Origin of the sequence: Cryobacterium sp. TMT1-2-2 (assembly GCF_004403505.1) — a bacterium.
GTDB lineage: Bacteria > Actinomycetota > Actinomycetes > Actinomycetales > Microbacteriaceae > Cryobacterium > Cryobacterium flavum.
The window spans coordinates 78,591-97,784 of record NZ_SOGS01000026.1 but is presented as its reverse complement, the minus strand read 5'-3'; the positions used below and the strand labels follow the sequence as shown (position 1 = coordinate 97,784).

Here is a 19,194-nt window from a genome sequence, read left to right as displayed (position 1 = left end):
GCACATTCTGGGGCAGCGCGGCACAACCCGCCCGCCCCAACGAGTTCGTTAGGCATTCCTTTCATGAAGCTCAGATTCATTCCCGCTGCCGTGCTGTCGATCGCTGCCCTCGCCCTTACGGGCTGCTCCGCTCCCGCTGCGGAGACCGCAACCGGCACCGATGACTCGCTCAGCAGCGTGCTCGACTCCGGCACCCTCACTATCGGCACCGAGGGCACCTACCGCCCCTTCTCGTTCCACGAAGACGGTTCGGGCGAGCTCACCGGCTACGACGTCGAGGTGGCCCGCGCCGTTGCCGACGAGCTCGGCGTCGAAGCGAAATTCGAAGAGACCCAGTGGGACGCCATCTTCGCCGGCCTCACCGCCGGCCGCTGGGACACCATTGCCAACCAGGTGTCGATAACCCCGGAACGCCTTGAATCGTACAAGTTCTCCACGCCGTACACCTACTCCACCGGGGTCATCGTCGTTCCCGCCGACAACACGTCAATCACGTCGTTCGCGAGTCTCAAGGGCTTGACCACGGCGCAGTCCCTCACCAGCAACTGGAACGCCCTGGCCACCGAGAGCGGCGCGACCGTCGAAGGAGTCGAGGGCTGGGCCCAGTCGGTCGCGCTGGTCGAACAGGGTCGAGTCGATGCCACGGTCAACGACAAACTGACCTTTCTCGACTACCAGAAGTCCACCGGCGCCGACAACCTGAAGATCGCTGCGGAGACCGAAGACCGTTCGGAAAGCGCCTTCGCCTTCGCGAAGGACGGCACCGCGCTGGCCGACGCCGTGAGCGCAGCCCTCGCGACCCTCACCGCAGACGGAACGCTCGCCGAGCTCTCCGACAAGTACTTCGGCGCCGACGTCAGCCAGTAGCCCCCAGATTCGATGATCCAATCTGACTGGGAGTTGTTCGTCAGCTCGTTCTGGCCGATGCTGGACGGCGCGATTCGAGGCACGATTCCGCTCGCCCTGATGTCGTTCGCGATCGGGCTCGTGCTCGCGATTGCGCTGGCCCTGATGAGGTTGTCGACCCGCCGCTGGCTATCGGGCATCGCCCGCGGCTACATCTCGATCGTGCGCGGCACTCCGCTCCTGGTGCAACTGTTCGTGATCTTCTATGGGCTGCCGTCGATCGGCGTGACCATCGACCCGTGGCCGAGCGCCGTGGTGGCCTTTTCGATCAACGTCGGCGGCTATGCGGCCGAGGTCATTCGCGCCGCAATTCTCTCGGTGCCCAAGGGCCAGTGGGAAGCCGCCTACATGATCGGCATGTCGCACCGGCGTGCCCTCACCCGCATCATCCTGCCGCAGGCGGCCCGGGTGTCGGTGCCGCCGCTGTCGAACACGTTCATCAGCCTGGTCAAGGACACCTCGCTGGCCTCGCTGATCCTGGTCACCGAATTGTTCCGCGAGGCGCAGCAAGTGGCTGCGTTCAGCAATAAGTTCATGCTGCTCTATCTCGAAGCAGCCCTCATCTACTGGGTCATCTGCTTGGTGCTCTCCACCGGCCAGGGTTTTCTCGAGAGACGATTGGACCGCTATGTCGCCCGCTGATCTTCCGGCCGCAGATCGTGCGGCCGAGCCCGTTGTTCCACTACTCCGCGTGCGCGGCCTGCAGAAAAGTTTCGGCACCAACCGCGTGCTGGAATCGGTGGACCTCACGGTGGGCCGCGGCCGGGTGCTCGCCCTGATCGGTCCGTCCGGCTCGGGAAAAACCACCATTCTGCGCTGCCTGAACGGGCTCGAACTGCCCGATGGCGGCACGATCGAGGTCGCGGCAGCCTCCCCTGTTGACCGACCCGGTGCCGGCCGGACGCCCGGACGCGGAGCCACCTCCGTGCCCGTGACCCTTGATTTCGCCGCGAAGACCACGCCGAAACAGCTGGCCGGCCTTCGCGACCGCTCGGCCATGGTCTTTCAGCACTACAACCTGTTTCCGCACAAGACCGTTCTGCAGAACGTGATCGAGGGACCGGTCGTGGTGCAGCGCCGCCCGGTTGCCGAGGCAACTGCCGAGGCGTTCGCTTTACTCGAGCGTGTCGGACTGACCGACAAGCGGGACAGCTATCCGTTCGAACTCTCCGGCGGCCAGCAGCAGCGCGTCGGCATCGTGCGGGCACTCGCTCTGCAGCCCCAGCTGCTGCTCTTTGATGAGCCGACATCCGCCCTCGACCCGGAGCTGGTCGGCGATGTGCTGCGCCTGATCAAAGATCTGGCCGCGGAGGGCTGGAGCATGGTGATCGTCACCCACGAGCTTGAATTCGCCCGCGAGGTCGCGCACGAGATCGCTTTCGTCGACGGCGGCACCATCGTCGAGCACGGCGACCCGAAGCAGCTGCTGCGGAACCCCCAGCAGGAACGCACCCGCCAGTTCCTGCACCGGCTGCTCCACCCGTTCTAGAGCGGAGCAGCCGGTGCAGGCAGGCGCGGCACTCGCTACGGGTGCGGCGTGATTATCACAACGGTGATGCGATCGAGGCCGGGACCGTAGTGCCAGTAGATGCGCCCGGCCGTCGGCGTGCGGTGCTCTATATAGGAGTCCCAGACGGCCTCACCCTTCTTACCGGCGAGCGACACATACTTGTGTGAGCGCAATGCCGGGTCGTCAGGGTTCAGCTGCAGCCGACCGAGGGCCGTACGCACCCGCTTCAGACGGCCGACCAACTGTGGTTTCGTTTCGAGGATGGATAATCCCGAGGCCGCTTCCCTCGTGAGAAGAAGCGTAAAACTCATGACTGAGGCTCGGCGGGCGCGGCCGACTCGTCGACAGCGTGCTCCTCATCGGCGTACCGGGTGAAGTCGCCACCCTCGTTGGTCTCGTCCTTGCTGCTGTGCTCGAGGCCGCGCACCAGAGCGGCGCGAATGCCCTCGTCGTCCCAGACCAGAAGTTCCCGGCGAGGAATGGACACGAGCGGGGTGAGCAAAATCTCGCCCTCAGCGTTCACTGCGACGGCGTAACGATCGTCGCGGTGCACACCAGCCTTACCGAACGCCATTCGGGAGCGTTCATCGGCACTGACTTCACCCATCGGAACGAAATCCGACTTGAGTTCCGTCATCTTCTTCAGTTCCACCATCGTCTTCACCCAATCATCTGGTGGCCCAAATCTGTCCGGGTAAGCCACCGGGACCGATCCGTGCCTGTCTGAAAGTGAGATTACCCCAGATTTACATGTGGGTAAACCCCTAGTCAAGAGATCAAGACCATGTATTATGCGCCGCGCGTCGTCGGTAGGGGCGTCCCAGGGTTGTCAGCGACGTCGCCGGCAGGAAGGGCAGACAAGGAAAGACCAGTCCGGTCGGCAGGGCAATCGGACTGGTCTAAGCAGGATCAATATACAACGGCGAGCACCCCTGCTCAAGTGCCAAATTCACCTGTTTTCTTGCGCGATGAGCGAAATCGGGTTATAGCATTTGGACCAGTACGAAGCCCGTGGAATACGCGGTCAGCGGTGCAGCGCTGCCCCGCGCTGCAGCGCCGGGCGGTGCCGAGAATAGGGCTCGCTCGTCGGGGGTGAATCGTTGTCGGCACGCTCGAGCAGGTAGCGGGTCACCGTGTTCCAGTCGGGGAACAGCGGGGTCAGAAATTTGATCAGCTCGCCCTCGAACCGGTCAGCGCCAACGGCCAATCCGTCGTCGACCAGAAAGTCGCCGCGGTTCAGGTGCTTGTGGTGGGAAAGAATGAGCCGCTTATAGGCCGGTCCGCCGGCATCCACTCCGAGATGTTCCTGCACCCACTCCAGTTTGTGCTGCCAGGCACTCGCATTTCCCCACGGTGCCATCGACAGAATGTAGGTGTCGAACGATTGGGCGAGGGTGTGAAACGCGTCAATGGCACCGCTGATCGGCTCCATGCGGGCGAAAATACCCGGCACCTCGTCGAGCCGCTTCTCATAGCGGATGTACTCGGCGTTGGTGAGTCGGTCGATCCCCGATTGCACGTTGACGAGGGTGTTGTCGAGGTCGATATAGAGGATCTTCTTCATTCGGGCTCCCTGGCGCAGCTCGCTTCGTTGCGGCAACGCTCCGATCGTGACAGGCTCACCGCGGATGGGCAATGGCTAAAGCCCACCTCTTGTGGTCAGCCCGGTGGCCTCGAACGGCGCTTGGACGGTCCGGGAACGATTCCGTACCGCCCACGAACGGTCATTCGACGGGTGCGTTGGCCTCGATTCGGCTGTAGCCCTGGTCGGTGACCGAGATACGCAGGGTCGCCGGGATCTGCTCTTTCATGGAGTCGACGTGACTGATCAGGCCGATCGTGCGTCCGCCGGCGCGCAGGGTGTCGAGGGTGCTCATGGCCGTCTCCAGGGTCTCGCTGTCGAGCGAGCCAAACCCCTCGTCGACAAACAGGGTGTCGAGCGTGATGCCGCCGGCTTGCCCGGTCACCACCTCCGCCAGTCCGAGCGCGAGAGCGAGCGAGGCCAGGAAGGTCTCGCCACCCGAAAGAGAGTGCGTCGCCCGGGCTCGACCGGTGAACTCATCGCGGATCGCCAGCCCCAGTCCCGACCGAGCACCGCCCTTCACTCGGGAGTCATCGTGTTCGAGGGCGTAGCGGCCGCTGGTCATCGTGCGCAGCCGCAGGTTGGCCGCCACGACGATCTCTTCCAGCTGGGCGGCCAGAACGTAAGTCTCCAGCCGCATCCGTTTCGTGTTCGGTTCGTCTCCCTGCACGACGTCGGCCAGGCCTTGTACCTGGGAGTGTTCGTCGAGCAGATCAGCGGATGCCGCGAATCGCGTGGTAACGCCCCGCACGAGCACGTCCAGCTGGCCGGCACGTTCGGCGAGCGAGCTGTGCGCGCCCACAGCGTCATCGCGCGCGCCGCTCGCGGCTGCGAAGGCCAGCCGGGATGGCTCGAGATCGACCGGATCTGGCGCAAGATCGATCAGCTCAGGATCTGCCGCTGCCGCCAGGGCCGCTGCACGCTGGTCGTCATAGGACCGCACATCGTTCGCCAGCTGCGCGGTCTGGCGCTCGCCCCGCCGCGCCGCGGCAGCGGTTTCCTCGTCATCAAAGGCTTGCTCCGCCAGTTGGCTCGCGAGGTCGAGGTCGGCCGCATCACGAGCCGCGGCGCGCTGCTGGCTGAGCACGAGGGCGTCGTCGAGGGCGCGAGCGCAGTCCAGCTCGTGCTGCAGAGCGCGCGCCTGGTCGGTCACGGTATCGCGATCACCACGCTGCGCTCCCACGCGGGCCACGAGCAGGTCACGCTGCCCCGACCGTTCGCTGTGGGTGTCTGCCGCAGTATCGCGTGCCGCCCGAAGGCTCACCACCGCGGCTCGTGCGTGGGCCTGGGCGTCCCGCAGGTCGGCGTTTTCCTGCCGAAGCCCACCGACCAGGTCGGCAGCCGTGCGCGCGGTGGCCAACCTGACCCGGGCGGCCACGCCTTCGGCGCGGAGCTCGTCAACACTTCGTTGCCCGGCCAGCGCCTGCGCCTGCCCGAGACGATTCGTCAGGGAGGCCTGGGTCTCCTGAGCATCGGCCAGTTCGCGCTGCCGGCCCTGCATCTGCAGTTGGGCCGAATCGAGGTCGGCTGCAGTGACCTGTTCGCCCTCCGCTGCTGCGGGAGCCGGGTGTTCGACGGAACCGCAGACCGGGCAGGGCACACCATCGACGAGGCGGCTGGCCAATTCGGACGCCTGCCCGGCGAACCGACGAGCCACGAGGGCCTCGTAGTCAACGGCAGCCGCCGCGTTGTCCCGACTGCGGTCGAGCAGTTGCACGCCCGCCCCGGCCAGCTCGGTCTGCAACGACACCACGTTTTCGGCGGCCGTGAACGCGGCGTCGGACCGGCACACGGCGTCGTCGGCGTCGGTCTCGCCGGAGGCGGCGAGGGTTGCGGCCGCGAGTTGCTCGCCGACGAAATCGATCTGCTGAGGCAGCTCATCGATGCGATTCTGCGCACGCGTCAAACCGTCGGTGTGGCCGGTGAGCACGTCGAACAAAGCGGTGATCTCGTGGTTCAGGGCAGGGAGCTGCTTCTCTTCCGCGAGTACCTCCGCGAGCGCTCCGAGACGTCTCACGAGGGCGTCCATGATCGGACGCAGCGCCGGCTCGGACTCGCTCTGCGCCGTGCTGCCGCTGACACCGGCGCTGCTGTCGCCGAACGGCAGCCAGGCGACCCGCGCCAAGGTTTCAGCGGCCAGAGCGGCCTGCCAGTCGGCAGTCGCGGCCCGGCTGCTGCGAATGTGCGGCCAGACCCGTGCCGCCCGGGCGGCCCGCAGCAGTGTGCTGCGTTCTTCCTCGACCTCGGCCCGGCGGCCGTCGAGGGTGGCGAGAGCGGTGTCGGCCAGAGCGCGGCGGCCCTGACGCCGCTGGGTCTCCGTGGCCGCGCGGTGGTCGGCAGTGGCTTCAGACAGCAGAGCGGCCGCACTGGCCGACTCCTCTGCGGCGGCGTCGACTGCGCTGTTCAAGTCGGCCAGAGCGCCCTGAAACCAGCCCAGGTCGGGGGCGATGGGCGGTTCAGAAAGCCGAAGCTGATGCATGGCAGCGGTGGTGTGTTCGACGATGTCGCGCTGCACGTCAGCGAGCCGGTCGTCGAGTGATTTGCGGCGCTGCACGAGCGCGGTTTCCAGTTGCTCAAATCGGGTGGTCCCGAACAGGGTGCGCAGCACGGCACGGCGTTCATCGGTCTTGGCCAGCAGAAAGTATTGGAACCGGTTTTGGGCGAGCAGGATCACCTGCAGGAACTGGTCGGCCTTCAGGGGCAGGATCGCGCTCAGTTCCAGGCCGACCGCGTGTGGTTTGGCCGCAAGGCCTTGCCACTCGGTGCCGTGGAGCACCTGCAGTACAGCGGTGGGCGCCGCGGTGGTGGTTCCGGTGCCGTTCTTCTTCGCCCGCTCGTAGGCGGGGCTGCGCAACAGGCGATACTCACGCCCGCGCAGGCTGAAGTCGAGTTCGACAAAGGTGGGATCATCGGGCTCGCAGTAGTCGCTACGCAACGGCTGCTTTCCATCGAGAAACCGCGGCACTTGGTCATAGAGAGCGAAGCAGATAGCGTCGAGAATACTGGATTTGCCGGCGCCGGTCTTGCCTGTGATGAGAAAGATGCCGTCGGCATCGAAACGTTCGAAATCGACAATTTGTTCAGTCTTATATGGCCCGAATCCGGCCAGACGCAGTCGCTGGATCTTCATGCGTTCACCTCCTTCACACTCTGTTCGTTTAACAGTTCTGCGACCAAAGCACTTTCAAACTCGCTGGGACCGACCCCGTTGCGCACGAACGACAGGAAGCCAGCCACAATCTCGGTATCCCCCGTGGCCGCGCGAATGCGCTCGGCGTAGGTGGAGCCCTCCGCATCGAGAGTGATCGTGGGGCGGTGCTCGAGCGTCACCGCGTGGACAAATCGGGATTGCAGCGCCCGCATCGCGTCGAGCGGGCGCACCCGGTCGGTGAGAATGGCTTTCACCCAGTCGCCCTCGTTGTCGGCGAATGCTTCGTTAGCGAGCAGGTCGGCGAGTTCGCCGGTGAGTACCGCGAGCCGGCGCGGAACGGGCAGGTCGACCCACTCCACGGCACCAAGGTCGGAGCCCAGGCCGTCGGCGCCGAGTTCGACCAGCCAGGCACCGCGCGGCTTGCCGGCCTCGGCGAAAGAGTAGTGCAGCGGCGCCCCGGAGTAGCGCACCCGCGGGGTGAGGGTGGCTCGCCCGTGAATGTGGCCGAGCGCGACGTAGTCGCAGCCGTCGAACACCGACAGCGGTACGACGTCGAGCCCGCCGGCGGTGATATCGCGCTCCACATCGCTCGACTCGGCGGCCGGGGCGACGCCGGCCGCGAAACAGTGCGCGAGGACGACGCTGCGGCCACCCCGGCCGCCCGCAGTGAGGCGCAGCGCCAGGTCGTCCCGAATGCGCGTCATGGCGAAGTCGAGCACCTGGTCGTGCGTTTTCAACGGTACCCCGGGGTGCAGGTGGCGAATGAGCGCCGGCTCCAGATAGGGGATGCCATAGAAATGAACCGGGCCGTGCTCGTCGGTGAGCGTGATCGGCGAAGCGTATTGCTCGGGCCGGGTCAGGATGTGGATGCCGGCCAGCGCTGCCCACTCGGCCTGAAACCCGAGCCGGGTGGCCGAGTCGTGATTGCCGCTGGTCATCACAACGGATGCCCCGGCCTCTTTCAACCGCCGCAGCGTGTCGGTCAGCAGCGCGTAGCTCTCTTTGGAGGGCATTGCGGAATCGAAGACATCACCGGCCACGGCCACCACGTCGACACCGCGTTGCACCACCACCGCAACCAGTGCGTCCAACACGAGACCGAGGTGCTCGAGCGTGGAATGGGTATGGAAGGTGCGCCCGATGTGCCAGTCCGAGGTGTGCAGAATCTTCATACCAATTACGCTACCGGGGCCCACCGACATGCCCGACCGGCAGCATCCGCGCGCCGCTGCGCAGCAATATTTCTTTGTTTATCTTCTTTTTTCTTGACAAACAAAAATAAACACAGCTAAAGTCAATGAAACCAACTTCGTGACCAACATCACTCACCGTCGAGGAGGCATTCGTGTTCGCCGAAGAACGTCAACTCTTGATCGCCGCACTCGTGGCAACCCAGGGCCGGGTCACCGTCACCGACCTCGCCACGCGATTCACCATCACCGCCGAGACGGTACGCCGCGACCTCGACACCCTCGAAGCCGCCCGCCAGCTGCGGCGCGTGCATGGCGGCGCGGTCGCTATCGACCGCCTGAGCCTGTCCGAGCCGAGCCTCAACGTACGCCAGACCCAGCACCTCGACGAGAAGTCGCGCATCGCCGACGCCGCCATGCGCATGATTCCGGCCAGTCGCACCGGTTCGATCCTGCTCGACGCCGGCAGCACCACGGAGCTTCTCGCCGACAGCCTGGCCAGCTTCACTCCGGCTGTCAGCGGCGACCAACTTCTGGTGATCACCAACGCGGTGCCGATCGCCGGCAAACTCTCCAGCAACGAGACAATCCAGCTGCACATTCTCGGGGGCCGCGTGCGCGGGCTGACCAGCGCCATCGTCGGTGCCGGAACCGTCGCGCAGCTCGGGTTGCTGCGCCCCGACATCGCCTTCATCGGCACCAACGGCATCAGCGCCACCTTCGGACTCAGCACCCCCGACTCGGTCGAAGCGGCCGTCAAGGCGGCCATCGTCACCTCAGCGAGGCGCGTCGTCGTGCTCGCCGATTCCAGCAAGCTCGACCAGGAGACGCTCGTCTGTTTCGCCGCCCTCGCGGCCATCGATACCCTGATAACGGATGCCCCGCCATCCGCTAATCTGGCCGCAGCCCTCGCCGCGGCCGACGTCGACGTGGTGATCGCATGATCGTCACCCTGACCCCCAACCCGAGCCTCGACCGCACCATCGAGCTGGCCGGCCCGATCGAACGCGGCGAGGTGCAGCGGGCCGTGGCCGCCCACAGCGAACCCGGCGGCAAGGGCGTCAACATCTGCCGCGCCCTCGAAGCGAGCGGCATTTCAAGCCTCGCAATTTTGCCCGGTGACGCCGACGATCCGGTGCTGCTCGCCCTCACCAGCCAGTCAATTCCACACCTCGGCCTGCCGATCGGCGCGCCCCTCCGCAGCAATGTCGCGATCACAGAACCCGACGGCACCACGACCAAGCTCAACGAACCCGGCCCCGTACTGAGCCTCGCCCAGCAGGATGCCCTGGTGGAACTCGTTCTGGAACAGTCGGTCGGCGCGAGCTGGCTGGTGCTGGCCGGATCGGTCCCCCCCGGCGTGCCCGACGACTTCTACGCGCGTATCATCGTCGAGCTGCGCACCCGACTCGGTAGCCAGGCGCCGAAAGTCGCCGTGGATTCCTCCGGCGGCCCGCTCGCCGCGGCAGCTCTGGCCCACCCCGACCTGCTCAAGCCCAACGGTGAGGAACTCGCCGAGCTGAGCGGCCTCTTCGACGGCGACACGCTCGAAGCAAACCCCGATCTCGTCGTCGACGCAGCTCGCGTTCTCATCGCCGGTGGTGTCGGCGCCGTGCTGGCCACCCTCGGAGCGAAGGGCGCCGTGCTCGTCACCGCCGCCGAAAGCTGGCTCGCCACGACTCCCCCAATGCTCGCCGTGAGCACGGTCGGTGCCGGCGACTCGGCCCTGGCCGGCTACCTGCTGCAGAGCAACCTCGGCGCGAGTGCCCCCGATTGCCTGCGCCAAGCCGCCGCCCACGGCGCTGCCGCCGCCTCCCTGCCCGGTTCCACTGTTCCCGCCCTGCACCAAACCAACCCCAGCGCCGTCACCGTGACGGACCTTGCCCCAGTCCTGGCCTCCGAGCCGGTCCTGGCCACACATCCAAAGGAGGATGACCAGTGAGCGCACTGATCACCCCGGAGCTTGTTGCTCTGGACACCTATCTCGGTACCGAGCCGAAAGACGTCATTCGGCACCTGGCCGAGCTCGTCGTCGGCGCCGGCCGAGCCACCGAGATCGAATCTCTCTACGCGGATGCCCTGGCCCGCGAAGCGAAGACCGCCACCGGCATCCCGGGCGGGCTCGCCATTCCGCACTGCCGTTCCACGGCCGTGCTGGAGCCCACCCTGGCACTGGCCCGCCTGTCGACGCCGGTCGACTTCGGTTCCAAGGACGGCCCGGCCGACCTCGTCTTTCTTATTGCGGCGCCGGACGGCGCCGACCAGGAGCATCTGAAGATTCTGGCCAAGCTGGCCCGGTCGCTCATGAAGAACGACTTCACCGCGGCCCTGCGGGACGCGTCGACCGCGCAGCAGATCGTCGAACTCGTGGGCAACGTCGTCGCCCCGGTGCCGGTTGCTGCCGGCGCCCACGCCGGCAGTGCCGAAAACGCGAACGCCGGCACCGGCCCCGCACGGTCCGGCATGAAGCGCATTGTCGCCGTCACGGCCTGCCCGACCGGCATCGCCCACACCTACATGGCCGCCGACTCCCTCGTGGCCGCCGCCAAGGCCGTCGGAGTCGACCTGCAGGTCGAGACCCAGGGCTCGGCCGGACTCACCCCGCTCGACGCCGCCGTCATCGCAGCGGCCGACGCCGTCATCTTCGCCGTCGACGTCGACGTGCGTGGCCGGGAACGCTTCGCCGGACTGCCCGTCATCAACGCCCCGGTCAAGCGCGGAATCGACGAACCCGGACGATTGATCGAGGAAGCCCTCGCCGCCGCGCTCAACCCGAACGCCCGTCGCGTCAGCGGCACCGTTGACCTCGGTGGCTCATCAGAGGAGAAGAGTGAGCACCTGGGCCAGAAGCTCAAGCGAGCCCTGCTCACCGGTGTCAGCTACATGATTCCGTTCGTCGCCGGCGGAGGCCTGCTGATCGCCCTCGGCTTCGCCCTCGGCGGCTTCGAGATCACCAAGGTCGCCGATGCAGTCGTGCTGAACAACAGCCTGTTCAACCTTCCCGACGGGGGCCTGAACATCTATCTGGGAGCGGTCTTCTTCAAGATCGGCGCCCTGTCGATGGGCTTCCTGGTTCCCGCGCTGGCCGGCTACATCTCCTTCGCCATCGCCGATCGCCCCGGCATCGCTCCCGGCTTCGTCGCCGGTGCCGTGGCCGGATTCATGGGTGCCGGGTTCCTCGGCGGCATCGTCGGCGGACTGCTCGCCGGTGTCGTCGCTGTGAACATCGCCAAAATCAACGTTCCACGCTGGCTGCGCAGCCTTATGCCCGTCGTCATCATTCCGCTGATCGCGTCGATCGTCGCCTCCGGGTTGATGTTCATCGTGCTCGGCGGTCCGATCGCCCTGCTAACCGTGGGACTGAGCGACTGGCTAAACGGCATGACCGGGGCATCCGCTGTGATTCTCGGTGTCATTCTCGGCCTCATGATGGCCTTCGACCTCGGCGGCCCGGTCAACAAGGTGGCCTACGCCTTCGCCGTCGCCGGCCTCGGCGCAGCCACCCTCGCCAACCAGGCACCGTGGCAGATCATGGCCGCGGTCATGGCCGCCGGCATGGTGCCGCCGCTCGCGATGGCCCTGGCCACCGTGGTCGACCGCAAGCTGTTCAGCCTCGCTGAGCGGGAGAACGGCAAGGCGGCCTGGCTTCTCGGGCTCTCCTTCATCTCCGAGGGTGCCATTCCGTTCGCCGCCGCCGACGTCTTCCGCGTAATTCCGGCCAGCATGCTCGGCGCCGCCGTCACCGGTGGACTGTCGATGGCCTGGAACATCACGAGCAAGGCACCGCACGGAGGCGTCTTCGTGTTCTTTGCGATCGACAACTTCTGGTTGTTCCTGCTCGCAATCGCGATCGGTACTGTTGTATCAGCGTTTGCCGTTGTCGGACTCAAGCGCTACGCCGTGCGGAAGCGTCCGGTTGACGCTCCGGAAGCCGTGCTCGTCAACGCCTGATCCGGTGCCGGCGCCGCGCGAACCAGCGCAGCCCAAACGACGCGCGCGACCGCAGTTCCGCAATACAGTGACGCCAGCCGAATGCTGGGATGAAGGAATCGAGGATGATCGTGCAGACGCTTTCAGGCAGTGCCGGTGCAGGCCAGGCACCGGCAGACCAGGCCGAGACCGGCCGCACCTTCTCCGGAGTCGGAGTCAGCCCCGGACGCATCATCGGTTCCATCCTGCTGATGCCCAAAGCGGTTCGTGAACCCGCAGTCGGCGAGCAGTTGGCTGCGGGAACAAGTGCGGAAGACGCATCCGCTCTGCTGCGCACCGCGGCGAAAGCCGTGCAGACCAACCTCACGGCGCGCTCGTCCTCGGCTTCGGGCACCGGCCGGGAGGTGCTGGAAGCCACAGCACTAATGGCGAACGACCCGATGCTGGTGAAGGCCGCAGTCAAGCTCATCACCAACGGCGCCTCGGCGGAACGCGCAATCTGGGACGCCGCCGCGTCGGTGGCCGAGATGCTGCACAATCTCGGCGGCTACATGGCCGAGCGAGCGACCGACGTCCTGGATGTGCGGGGGCGTATCGTCGCCGAGCTGCGCGGCGTTCCCGCGCCCGGAATTCCCTATTCGGACACTCCGTTCGTTCTGGTCGGCGAGGACCTCGCGCCGGCCGACACCGCCACCCTCGACCCGGCGAAAGTCATGGCCCTCGTCACCTCGAGCGGCGGGCCGCAGTCGCACACGGCCATCATTGCTCGCGCCCTCGGGCTGCCGGCCGTGGTCGCCGCAGTGGGGGTCGACTCTCTCGCTGACGGCACCCTGGTCTTCGTCGACGGAGCCGCCGGCACGGTCCTGGTCGACCCCGGCGGCGACGAGGTCGCGCTCGCCAAGGCGTGGGAGACAACCACCGCCGCCCTCGCCGTGTTCGACGGGACCGGGCGAATGAAGGACGGCCACCTGGTTCCGCTGCTCTCCAATGTCGGTGGCGCGAAGGATGCGGTCAAGGCCGCGGCAGCCGGTGCCCAGGGCGTCGGGCTGCTGCGCACCGAGTTCTGCTTTCTGGAACGCGACACCGAGCCCACCATCGCCGAACAGGTTAAGGCCTATCGCGGCGTGTTCGACGCTTTTCCGGGCAAGAAGGTGGTCGTGCGCACGCTTGATGCCGGCGCCGACAAACCACTGCCGTTTCTGACCGATGCCTCCGAGCCCAACCCGGCCCTCGGCGTGCGCGGCTACCGCACCGATTTCACTTCGCCCGGCGTGCTCGAACGCCAGCTGCAGGCCATCGCGCAGGCCACCGAGGGCACCGAAGCCCAGGTCTGGGTGATGGCGCCGATGATCTCCACCGCCGAGGAAGCCGAACATTTCGCCAGCCTCTGTGCCGCAGCTGGCCTGAAAACGCCCGGCGTCATGGTCGAGGTCCCCTCCGCTGCCCTGACCTCCGCGAGCATTCTCGAACACGTCGATTTCGTCAGCCTCGGCACCAACGACCTCACCCAGTACGCCATGGCGGCCGACCGGCAGCTCGGCCCGCTCGCGGGCCTCAACACCCCGTGGCAGCCCGCCGTGCTCCAGCTGATTCGGCTGACCGTGGCCGGATCGCGCGACGAGGGCCACAACAAACCCGTCGGTGTCTGCGGCGAGGCCGCTGCCGACCCCGCCCTCGCGGTCGTATTGGTCGGCCTCGGCGTCACGACCCTGTCGATGACCGCACGGGCACTCTCCGCCGTCGCCGCTGTGCTCGCCAGCGTGACGCTCCCCGAGGCCGAGCAGCTGGCCAAACTGGCTCTGACGGCGCATTCGGCAGCGGATGCCCGTCGCATCGTTCGCGAGAAACTACCCATACTTAACACGCTGGGGCTCTAACCCGCCACACCCGTTTCACCGTACTTTTCACGCGCCTATCCCTGGAGGATCCCATGTCTGAACGAACCGCCGTCATCGCCAGCCGCGTCGGCCTGCACGCTCGCCCGGCCGGAATTTTCGTCGCCGCTGTGGGCGAGCTGCCCCTCGAAGTGACCATCGCCATGGCCGGCGAACCGGCCGACGACGCCATGGACGCCTCGAGCATCCTCTCGATCATGAGCCTCGGCGCCTCCAACGGCGACACCGTCGTGCTGCGGGCCGAGGGTGAGGGCGCCGAGGAGGCTCTCGACTCACTCGTGAAGATTCTCGAGACCGACCTCGACGCCGAATAATGCCCGTTCCCGTTTTACCCAAAATCCTTTACGCCACACAGCTAGGTAAATAGGCTAGGTAAATCTCGAGGTTCTCTTCCTCCTGACCGGTGCACTTGCCGGAACCTGCACCATTCTCTGTGCGAGCGAAAAGGAACTTACCGTGACCGAACGACAGACATACCTGGGCAATGTCGAGAACTCCGCTGACTCCGAGGAGCGCACCATCAAGGACTGGACCGACCTCGGCCAGGAAATGTGGTCCTATCTCACGGGCAAGGGTGCAGCGATCAACTACAGCTTCATCGATATGGTCGTCGAGGTTCCCCGCGATATCGGTCCCGACGCTCCGCGAGCCGTGTGGAAGTTCAACGGCACCCTGCGTGTAACGACGAGCGACCAGAAATCCGTCGGCTCCGATCCCTTCCGCGGCTAATCATGGGCTCCTCCGCGAGCGTGCCCCCGGCCTCGAACATCGATCTGCACATCGATCTCGCCTTCTCGCTGGAGGAGCCATCGGCCCGGCCCGATGGCTCCTCCGACGGTTCGACCGGCGACACTTTTGGAGCCGCCGACACCATGCAAGGCACGATCACTGCAGACGGCAGAGATGTGACCATCTACACGAGCAACCCGGAAATGTTCGTGCAGGGCCGGGCACTCAACCTGGAACCGTTGCGCGCACTGGCCGGCGAGTTGGCGAATCGTGGATTGACGGTGTCCGTCACCGGCCCCGTCGGGCTCATCGCCCGACTGGGCGACGTACAGGCATCCGTCACGCAACGTCTGGTGACGCGGTCACCGCACATCGTTCTCGGGTCGAGAAATGCACTCGGACCGCTGGTGCAGGCCCGCTTGCGCGGGCAGGCCCGCATGCCGGTGGCGATTCCGCTTCCACCGTCGACCGTGTTTCCGCTCGCGCCGACCTTCGACCGGCGCAGCCGCCGCCGGGTCACGACGACGCACTACACGCCGGGAAGCGGGCGCCCGCGCCTCATTTTCGTCGTGGGGTCGAAGAATTGGAACGGACAGATGCCCCGAGAGTTCAACCTGCTTCCGGGCACGACGACTATCGGTTCGTCGGCCGACGCGGACCTGCAACTGCCCGGCCTGAAACCCCTGCACGCCGAGATTCGCCACGATGACAACGACGAGTACCGCCTGTTTCCGATCGGTGAGGTCGGGGGCAGTTCCCGGCCGGCCGAAGACGGCCGCAGCATCGGCAATGGACAGATTCTGCGCACCGGTTCGCGGCTTGAAATGGGCCCGTGGCGGATGGGCTATTTTCGGGAAGAGTTCGCCGATCACGGCCGCCCGTTCGGCGGGCGCGTCGGCGGCGAACTGGCCTTCCAGAAACCACAGCCGCCCCGGCCGCGCAGCTGACCGGCCCTGTGGGTGCCGCACCTCTGTGCGACACTCACAGGGCTAAGAAGTTACGACGTGAAGAGGCCGGTCCAGACCGCGCGTGATCCCGATTCTCCGATGAGCGCCACGGTCACCACAGCTCCGATCGCGCTGACCAGAACGGCCAGGTCGAGAATGATGGTGGCTACTAGACGTCCCCTGCGGCTCGGCACAGCGGATGCGAAACGCCCGCCGGCACCGACAAAATAGCGATACCAGACCCACTGCACGACGGCCACGAGGAACAGGGCGATCACCCACGGCAGCATGGTGCGACCGAGCGCAGTGTGGGTTCCGAGCAGCGGGGTGACGTTGACGAGGCGGGATTGCAGCCACTCTCCCGCCTGCACCGCCAGGGGGACCAGCGCGAGCGCGGCGAGGGCCACGAGCGGCGTCACGATACCCAGCCGCCGCCGAACGGCCGGCCAGAATGCAGTGAGCAGCGCGCACAGTGCCGCCAGCGGAACCACGATCACGACGGCGTGCACGATGAGGACGTGCAGCGGCAATCCGTTGAATTCCCAATCAAAGTTCATGGTGCGTCTGTCCCGATGTCGAGTTCGCGCCGCGCCGCGCCGGTTGTGCTCGACCGGCCGGAGACCTCCGACCTGAGCGGGCACTTAGTGCGCCTGATCATTGCACAAATCGAGCTGATTCGACGTAAATGAGTCGAAGTGGCGAGCTGCCGGCATGCTCACCCGCTATCGGGTCACGCCGTAATCAGCGGTGGGCGGGGTGCCGACCGGCACCCCGCCCACACTCGTGCGAGGGTAGACGGGTGACCTATACCGCTGCGAACGCCTTCACCACCCGTCCGACCCTGCAGGGAACATTTGGCATGACCGCCTCGACGCACTGGCTCGCGACGGCCTGCGCCCAGGCCGTGCTCGAACGCGGCGGCAACGCCTTCGACGCGGCCGTGGCCGGCGCCTTCGTGCTGCACATCGTCGAACCCCATCTCAACGGTCCGGGCGGCGACATGACCGGCGTCTTCGTCACCGCCAGCGAACCGGATGCCCCCCGCATCTTGATGGGGCAGGGCCCGGCCCCAAAGAACGCCACCATCGAGCGCTACCGGTCGGAAGGCCTCGACCTGGTTCCCGGGTCTGGTGTGCTCGCCGCGGCCGTTCCCGGCGCGGTCGACGCCTGGCTCGTGCTGCTGCGCGATTACGGCACCTGGGAGCTGTCTGACGTGCTCGCGTTCGCCCTCGGGTACGCGCGCGACGGGCATCCGATTCTGGGTCGGGTCGTCGCCACGATCACCTCCGTCGCGACGCTGTTCACCGAGCACTGGCCCACCTCGGCAGCACAGTGGATGCCGGATGGTCGCCTTCCACAGGCCGGCGACCTCGTGACCAATGCGGCCTGGGCGCGAAGCCTCGACCGTCTGCTCGCGGCCAGCGCGGACGCGGCCGTCGCGACCCGCGAGGGGCGCATCGACGCGGCCAGGCAGGAATGGCGGGAGGGGTTCGTGGCCCGGGCCATCGTCGACTTCGGGCGCACGCCGCACCGCCATTCCTCCGGCACCGATCACGCCGGCGTGATGACCCTGGCGGATCTGGCCGGTTTCGAAGCGAGCATCGAAGAGGCCGTGACCGTCGAGTTTCGGGGTTACACGATCGCCAAGACCGGCGCCTGGGGCCAGGGGCCGGCGCTGCTGGCGACCCTGATGATTCTCGATAGTTTCAGCGACGAGTACCTTGACCCGTCGACCGCGCTGGGCGCGCACACGATTCTTGAGGCGCAGAAGTTGGCCATCGCCGACCGGGAGGCCTACTTCGGCGACACCACGGTACCCCTGAATTACCTGCTCTCGGCCGACTACGCGGCCACCCGGCGGGCTCTCATCACGGATGCCGCCTCGCACGAGTTTCGCCCGGGCATCGTTCCCGGCCACGCCCCGTACTACCCGGTACTGCGCACCGACTACACAACGGAGTCGCTGTTAGAGCAGGGTGCGGGGTCATCCGCTGGGGTGGGCGAACCGACGGTGGCCGCGCCGGCCAGCGCTGCACCATCTCGCACCGTGGCCGAGCCCGAAACGCTCTCGACCGGCGAACTACGCGGTGACACCTGCCACATCGACGTCGTCGACCGCTGGGGCAACATGGTCTCGGCGACGCCGTCGGGTGGCTGGCTGCAATCGTCGCCGACGATTCCCGAATTGGGGTTCTGCCTCGGCTCCCGGCTGCAGATGACCTGGCTCGAGCCGGGCGCACCCTCGGCACTGACCGGCGGCAAGCGGCCGCGCACGACCCTCACGCCGACGCTCGTGCTGAAGGACGGGCAGGCGGTGACGGCGCTCGGCTCCCCCGGCGGCGACCAGCAGGACCAGTGGCAGTTGCTGTACCTGCTGCGCACGATCGTCGGCGGCTATACCCCGCAGCAGGCGATCGATGCGCCCGCGTTTCACAGCACCTCGTTTCCGGGTTCGTTCTGGCCGCGCACCTGGCAGCCCGGCGGCGCCGTGGTGGAGGATCGGCTGGGCGACGCGGTCATCACCGAGCTGGAACAGCGTGGCCACCGCATTACCCGCGCCGGCGACTGGGCACTCGGCCGCATCTCGGCGGTCACTCGGGAGCCGCAGACCGGGCTGCTGCAGGCGGCGGCTAACCCGCGCGGGGCTCAAGGCTACGCGGCCGGTCGTTAACCCGGCGGCAAAATACCACCCTTTCGGGTTTTCTGCTGTCCCCACGAGTGGGGAGGACATCAACCTGTCTATCCCCACTACATTGGAGCTATCGAACCGATTACCCGAGTCGGCGATGGAACGGACAATCGTGAAAATGTTGCAGACAGAGTGCCCAGAATGCCAGCAAATGGTATGGATCACGTCGGATACCCGGTTCGCGACCTATCACTCGTTGGCTAACTCCACCACGGATTGCCCCGGCTCCCGCATGAACGTTCCGGTGCCCCCCAAACAGACTGCTGCGAGCCGTCGGCGCGCGCAGGCCGAGCTGCTCGCCTGGACCCACACCACGAGCGCGGTCGGCGCCGGCAAACACCAGGCCGCCTGACCGGTTGTTCCCCGGGATCGACATCGACTCACCCGACCAATCGATGCCTTCCCCGTTCCGGTTCGCAAGAGCGGGAAATTCGCTGCCTAAGCACTCCTGAAGCAACAATTTTTCCGCTCTCGCGCGTTGTGGCGGCGCGGGGCTGGGGTAGCGCTGGTGGGCGGCATCCGCTTCGCGCAATTCGTCGTCGATACCCACAGCCTGCGATCTTCAACTGTTCGACCTCCCATCCGGGTGGGTCACTGTTCGTAAATTCACTGTCAGTGACTTTTCTTGCTCACGAATGACCACGTGGATTTGTCGGGATGTCTCC

General features: G+C 66.4%; 18 protein-coding genes. 12 read left to right on the top strand and 6 right to left on the bottom strand.

What is annotated here, in order from left to right:
• Nucleotides 1–63 precede the first annotated feature (63 nt).
• The 3 genes from E3T35_RS17000 to E3T35_RS16990 are packed head-to-tail and all read left to right on the top strand — an operon-like array spanning nt 64 to nt 2,395.
• Nucleotides 64–867 carry an amino acid ABC transporter substrate-binding protein gene (locus E3T35_RS17000; protein ID WP_134380217.1) on the top strand — a complete coding sequence of 268 codons (804 nt, stop codon included), beginning with the start codon at nt 64–66 and terminating at the stop codon, nt 865–867.
• A gap of 12 nt (nt 868–879) precedes the next feature.
• Nucleotides 880–1,548, top strand: a complete 669-nt coding sequence (locus E3T35_RS16995) for an amino acid ABC transporter permease (protein WP_134380215.1) — start codon at nt 880–882, stop codon at nt 1,546–1,548.
• The gene (locus E3T35_RS16990; protein WP_134380213.1) at nt 1,535–2,395 is read left to right on the top strand and encodes an amino acid ABC transporter ATP-binding protein; all 861 of its coding nucleotides are present in this window, start codon (nt 1,535–1,537) and stop codon (nt 2,393–2,395) included. The genes E3T35_RS16995 and E3T35_RS16990 overlap by 14 nt, the downstream gene beginning before the upstream one ends.
• Before the next feature lie 35 nt (nt 2,396–2,430).
• Here E3T35_RS16990 and E3T35_RS16985 read toward each other — a convergent pair whose 3' ends face one another.
• The 5 genes from E3T35_RS16985 to E3T35_RS16965 form a co-directional block, all read right to left on the bottom strand.
• On the bottom strand, nt 2,431–2,727 hold the full coding sequence (locus E3T35_RS16985) for a hypothetical protein (RefSeq protein ID WP_092111002.1): 297 nt from the start codon (nt 2,725–2,727) through the stop codon (nt 2,431–2,433).
• Complete coding sequence (locus E3T35_RS16980) at nt 2,724–3,071, bottom strand: hypothetical protein (RefSeq protein WP_241987843.1); 348 nt, start codon at nt 3,069–3,071, stop codon at nt 2,724–2,726. Before E3T35_RS16980 ends, E3T35_RS16985 begins: the two co-directional genes overlap by 4 nt.
• Nucleotides 3,072–3,440: 369 nt before the next feature.
• Nucleotides 3,441–3,980, bottom strand: a complete 540-nt coding sequence (locus tag E3T35_RS16975) for a hypothetical protein (RefSeq protein ID WP_134346395.1) — start codon at nt 3,978–3,980, stop codon at nt 3,441–3,443.
• Nucleotides 3,981–4,140: 160 nt separating this feature from the next.
• A complete protein-coding gene (locus E3T35_RS16970) occupies nt 4,141–7,128 on the bottom strand; it encodes an AAA family ATPase (RefSeq protein ID WP_134380211.1) in 2,988 nt (995 codons plus the stop codon).
• Entirely contained in the window at nt 7,125–8,321 is a 1,197-nt protein-coding gene (locus tag E3T35_RS16965) for an exonuclease SbcCD subunit D (RefSeq protein ID WP_134380209.1), read from the bottom strand. Before E3T35_RS16965 ends, E3T35_RS16970 begins: the two co-directional genes overlap by 4 nt.
• A gap of 173 nt (nt 8,322–8,494) precedes the next feature.
• Here E3T35_RS16965 and E3T35_RS16960 point away from each other — a divergent pair, with 173 nt between their 5' ends.
• The 7 genes from E3T35_RS16960 to E3T35_RS16930 all read left to right on the top strand — a co-directional run bounded on the left by E3T35_RS16960 (nt 8,495) and on the right by E3T35_RS16930 (nt 15,840).
• On the top strand, nt 8,495–9,283 hold the full coding sequence (locus E3T35_RS16960) for a DeoR/GlpR family DNA-binding transcription regulator (protein WP_134380207.1): 789 nt from the start codon (nt 8,495–8,497) through the stop codon (nt 9,281–9,283).
• Nucleotides 9,280–10,281 (top strand): 1-phosphofructokinase family hexose kinase, encoded by a 1,002-nt coding sequence (locus E3T35_RS16955; RefSeq protein WP_134380205.1) that lies wholly within the window; start codon nt 9,280–9,282, stop codon nt 10,279–10,281. The genes E3T35_RS16960 and E3T35_RS16955 overlap by 4 nt, the downstream gene beginning before the upstream one ends.
• Nucleotides 10,278–12,290, top strand: coding sequence for a fructose-specific PTS transporter subunit EIIC (locus E3T35_RS16950; protein ID WP_134380203.1), 2,013 nt, complete (start codon nt 10,278–10,280; stop codon nt 12,288–12,290). Before E3T35_RS16955 ends, E3T35_RS16950 begins: the two co-directional genes overlap by 4 nt.
• 104 nt (nt 12,291–12,394) lie before the next feature.
• Nucleotides 12,395–14,146, top strand: coding sequence for a phosphoenolpyruvate--protein phosphotransferase (gene ptsP, locus E3T35_RS16945; protein WP_134380201.1), 1,752 nt, complete (start codon nt 12,395–12,397; stop codon nt 14,144–14,146).
• 53 nt (nt 14,147–14,199) lie between these two features.
• Nucleotides 14,200–14,478 carry an HPr family phosphocarrier protein gene (locus tag E3T35_RS16940; RefSeq protein WP_092340598.1) on the top strand — a complete coding sequence of 93 codons (279 nt, stop codon included), beginning with the start codon at nt 14,200–14,202 and terminating at the stop codon, nt 14,476–14,478.
• A 142-nt stretch (nt 14,479–14,620) separates the two neighbouring features.
• Nucleotides 14,621–14,893: a hypothetical protein gene (locus E3T35_RS16935; protein ID WP_369827297.1), complete on the top strand. Its 273-nt coding sequence runs from the start codon at nt 14,621–14,623 to the stop codon at nt 14,891–14,893.
• Between the two features lie 2 nt (nt 14,894–14,895).
• Entirely contained in the window at nt 14,896–15,840 is a 945-nt protein-coding gene (locus E3T35_RS16930) for an FHA domain-containing protein (protein WP_134346402.1), read from the top strand.
• 50 nt (nt 15,841–15,890) lie between these two features.
• On the opposite strand, the gene E3T35_RS16925 is transcribed toward E3T35_RS16930, so the two are convergent.
• Complete coding sequence (locus E3T35_RS16925) at nt 15,891–16,397, bottom strand: hypothetical protein (RefSeq protein WP_134346403.1); 507 nt, start codon at nt 16,395–16,397, stop codon at nt 15,891–15,893.
• A 302-nt stretch (nt 16,398–16,699) separates the two neighbouring features.
• Here E3T35_RS16925 and E3T35_RS16920 point away from each other — a divergent pair, with 302 nt between their 5' ends.
• Together E3T35_RS16920 and E3T35_RS16915 are read left to right on the top strand one after the other, a co-directional pair.
• On the top strand, nt 16,700–18,511 hold the full coding sequence (locus E3T35_RS16920; protein ID WP_134380445.1) for a gamma-glutamyltransferase family protein: 1,812 nt from the start codon (nt 16,700–16,702) through the stop codon (nt 18,509–18,511).
• Nucleotides 18,512–18,680: 169 nt separating this feature from the next.
• Nucleotides 18,681–18,881 (top strand): hypothetical protein, encoded by a 201-nt coding sequence (locus tag E3T35_RS16915; RefSeq protein ID WP_134346404.1) that lies wholly within the window; start codon nt 18,681–18,683, stop codon nt 18,879–18,881.
• Nucleotides 18,882–19,194: the final 313 nt, after the last annotated feature.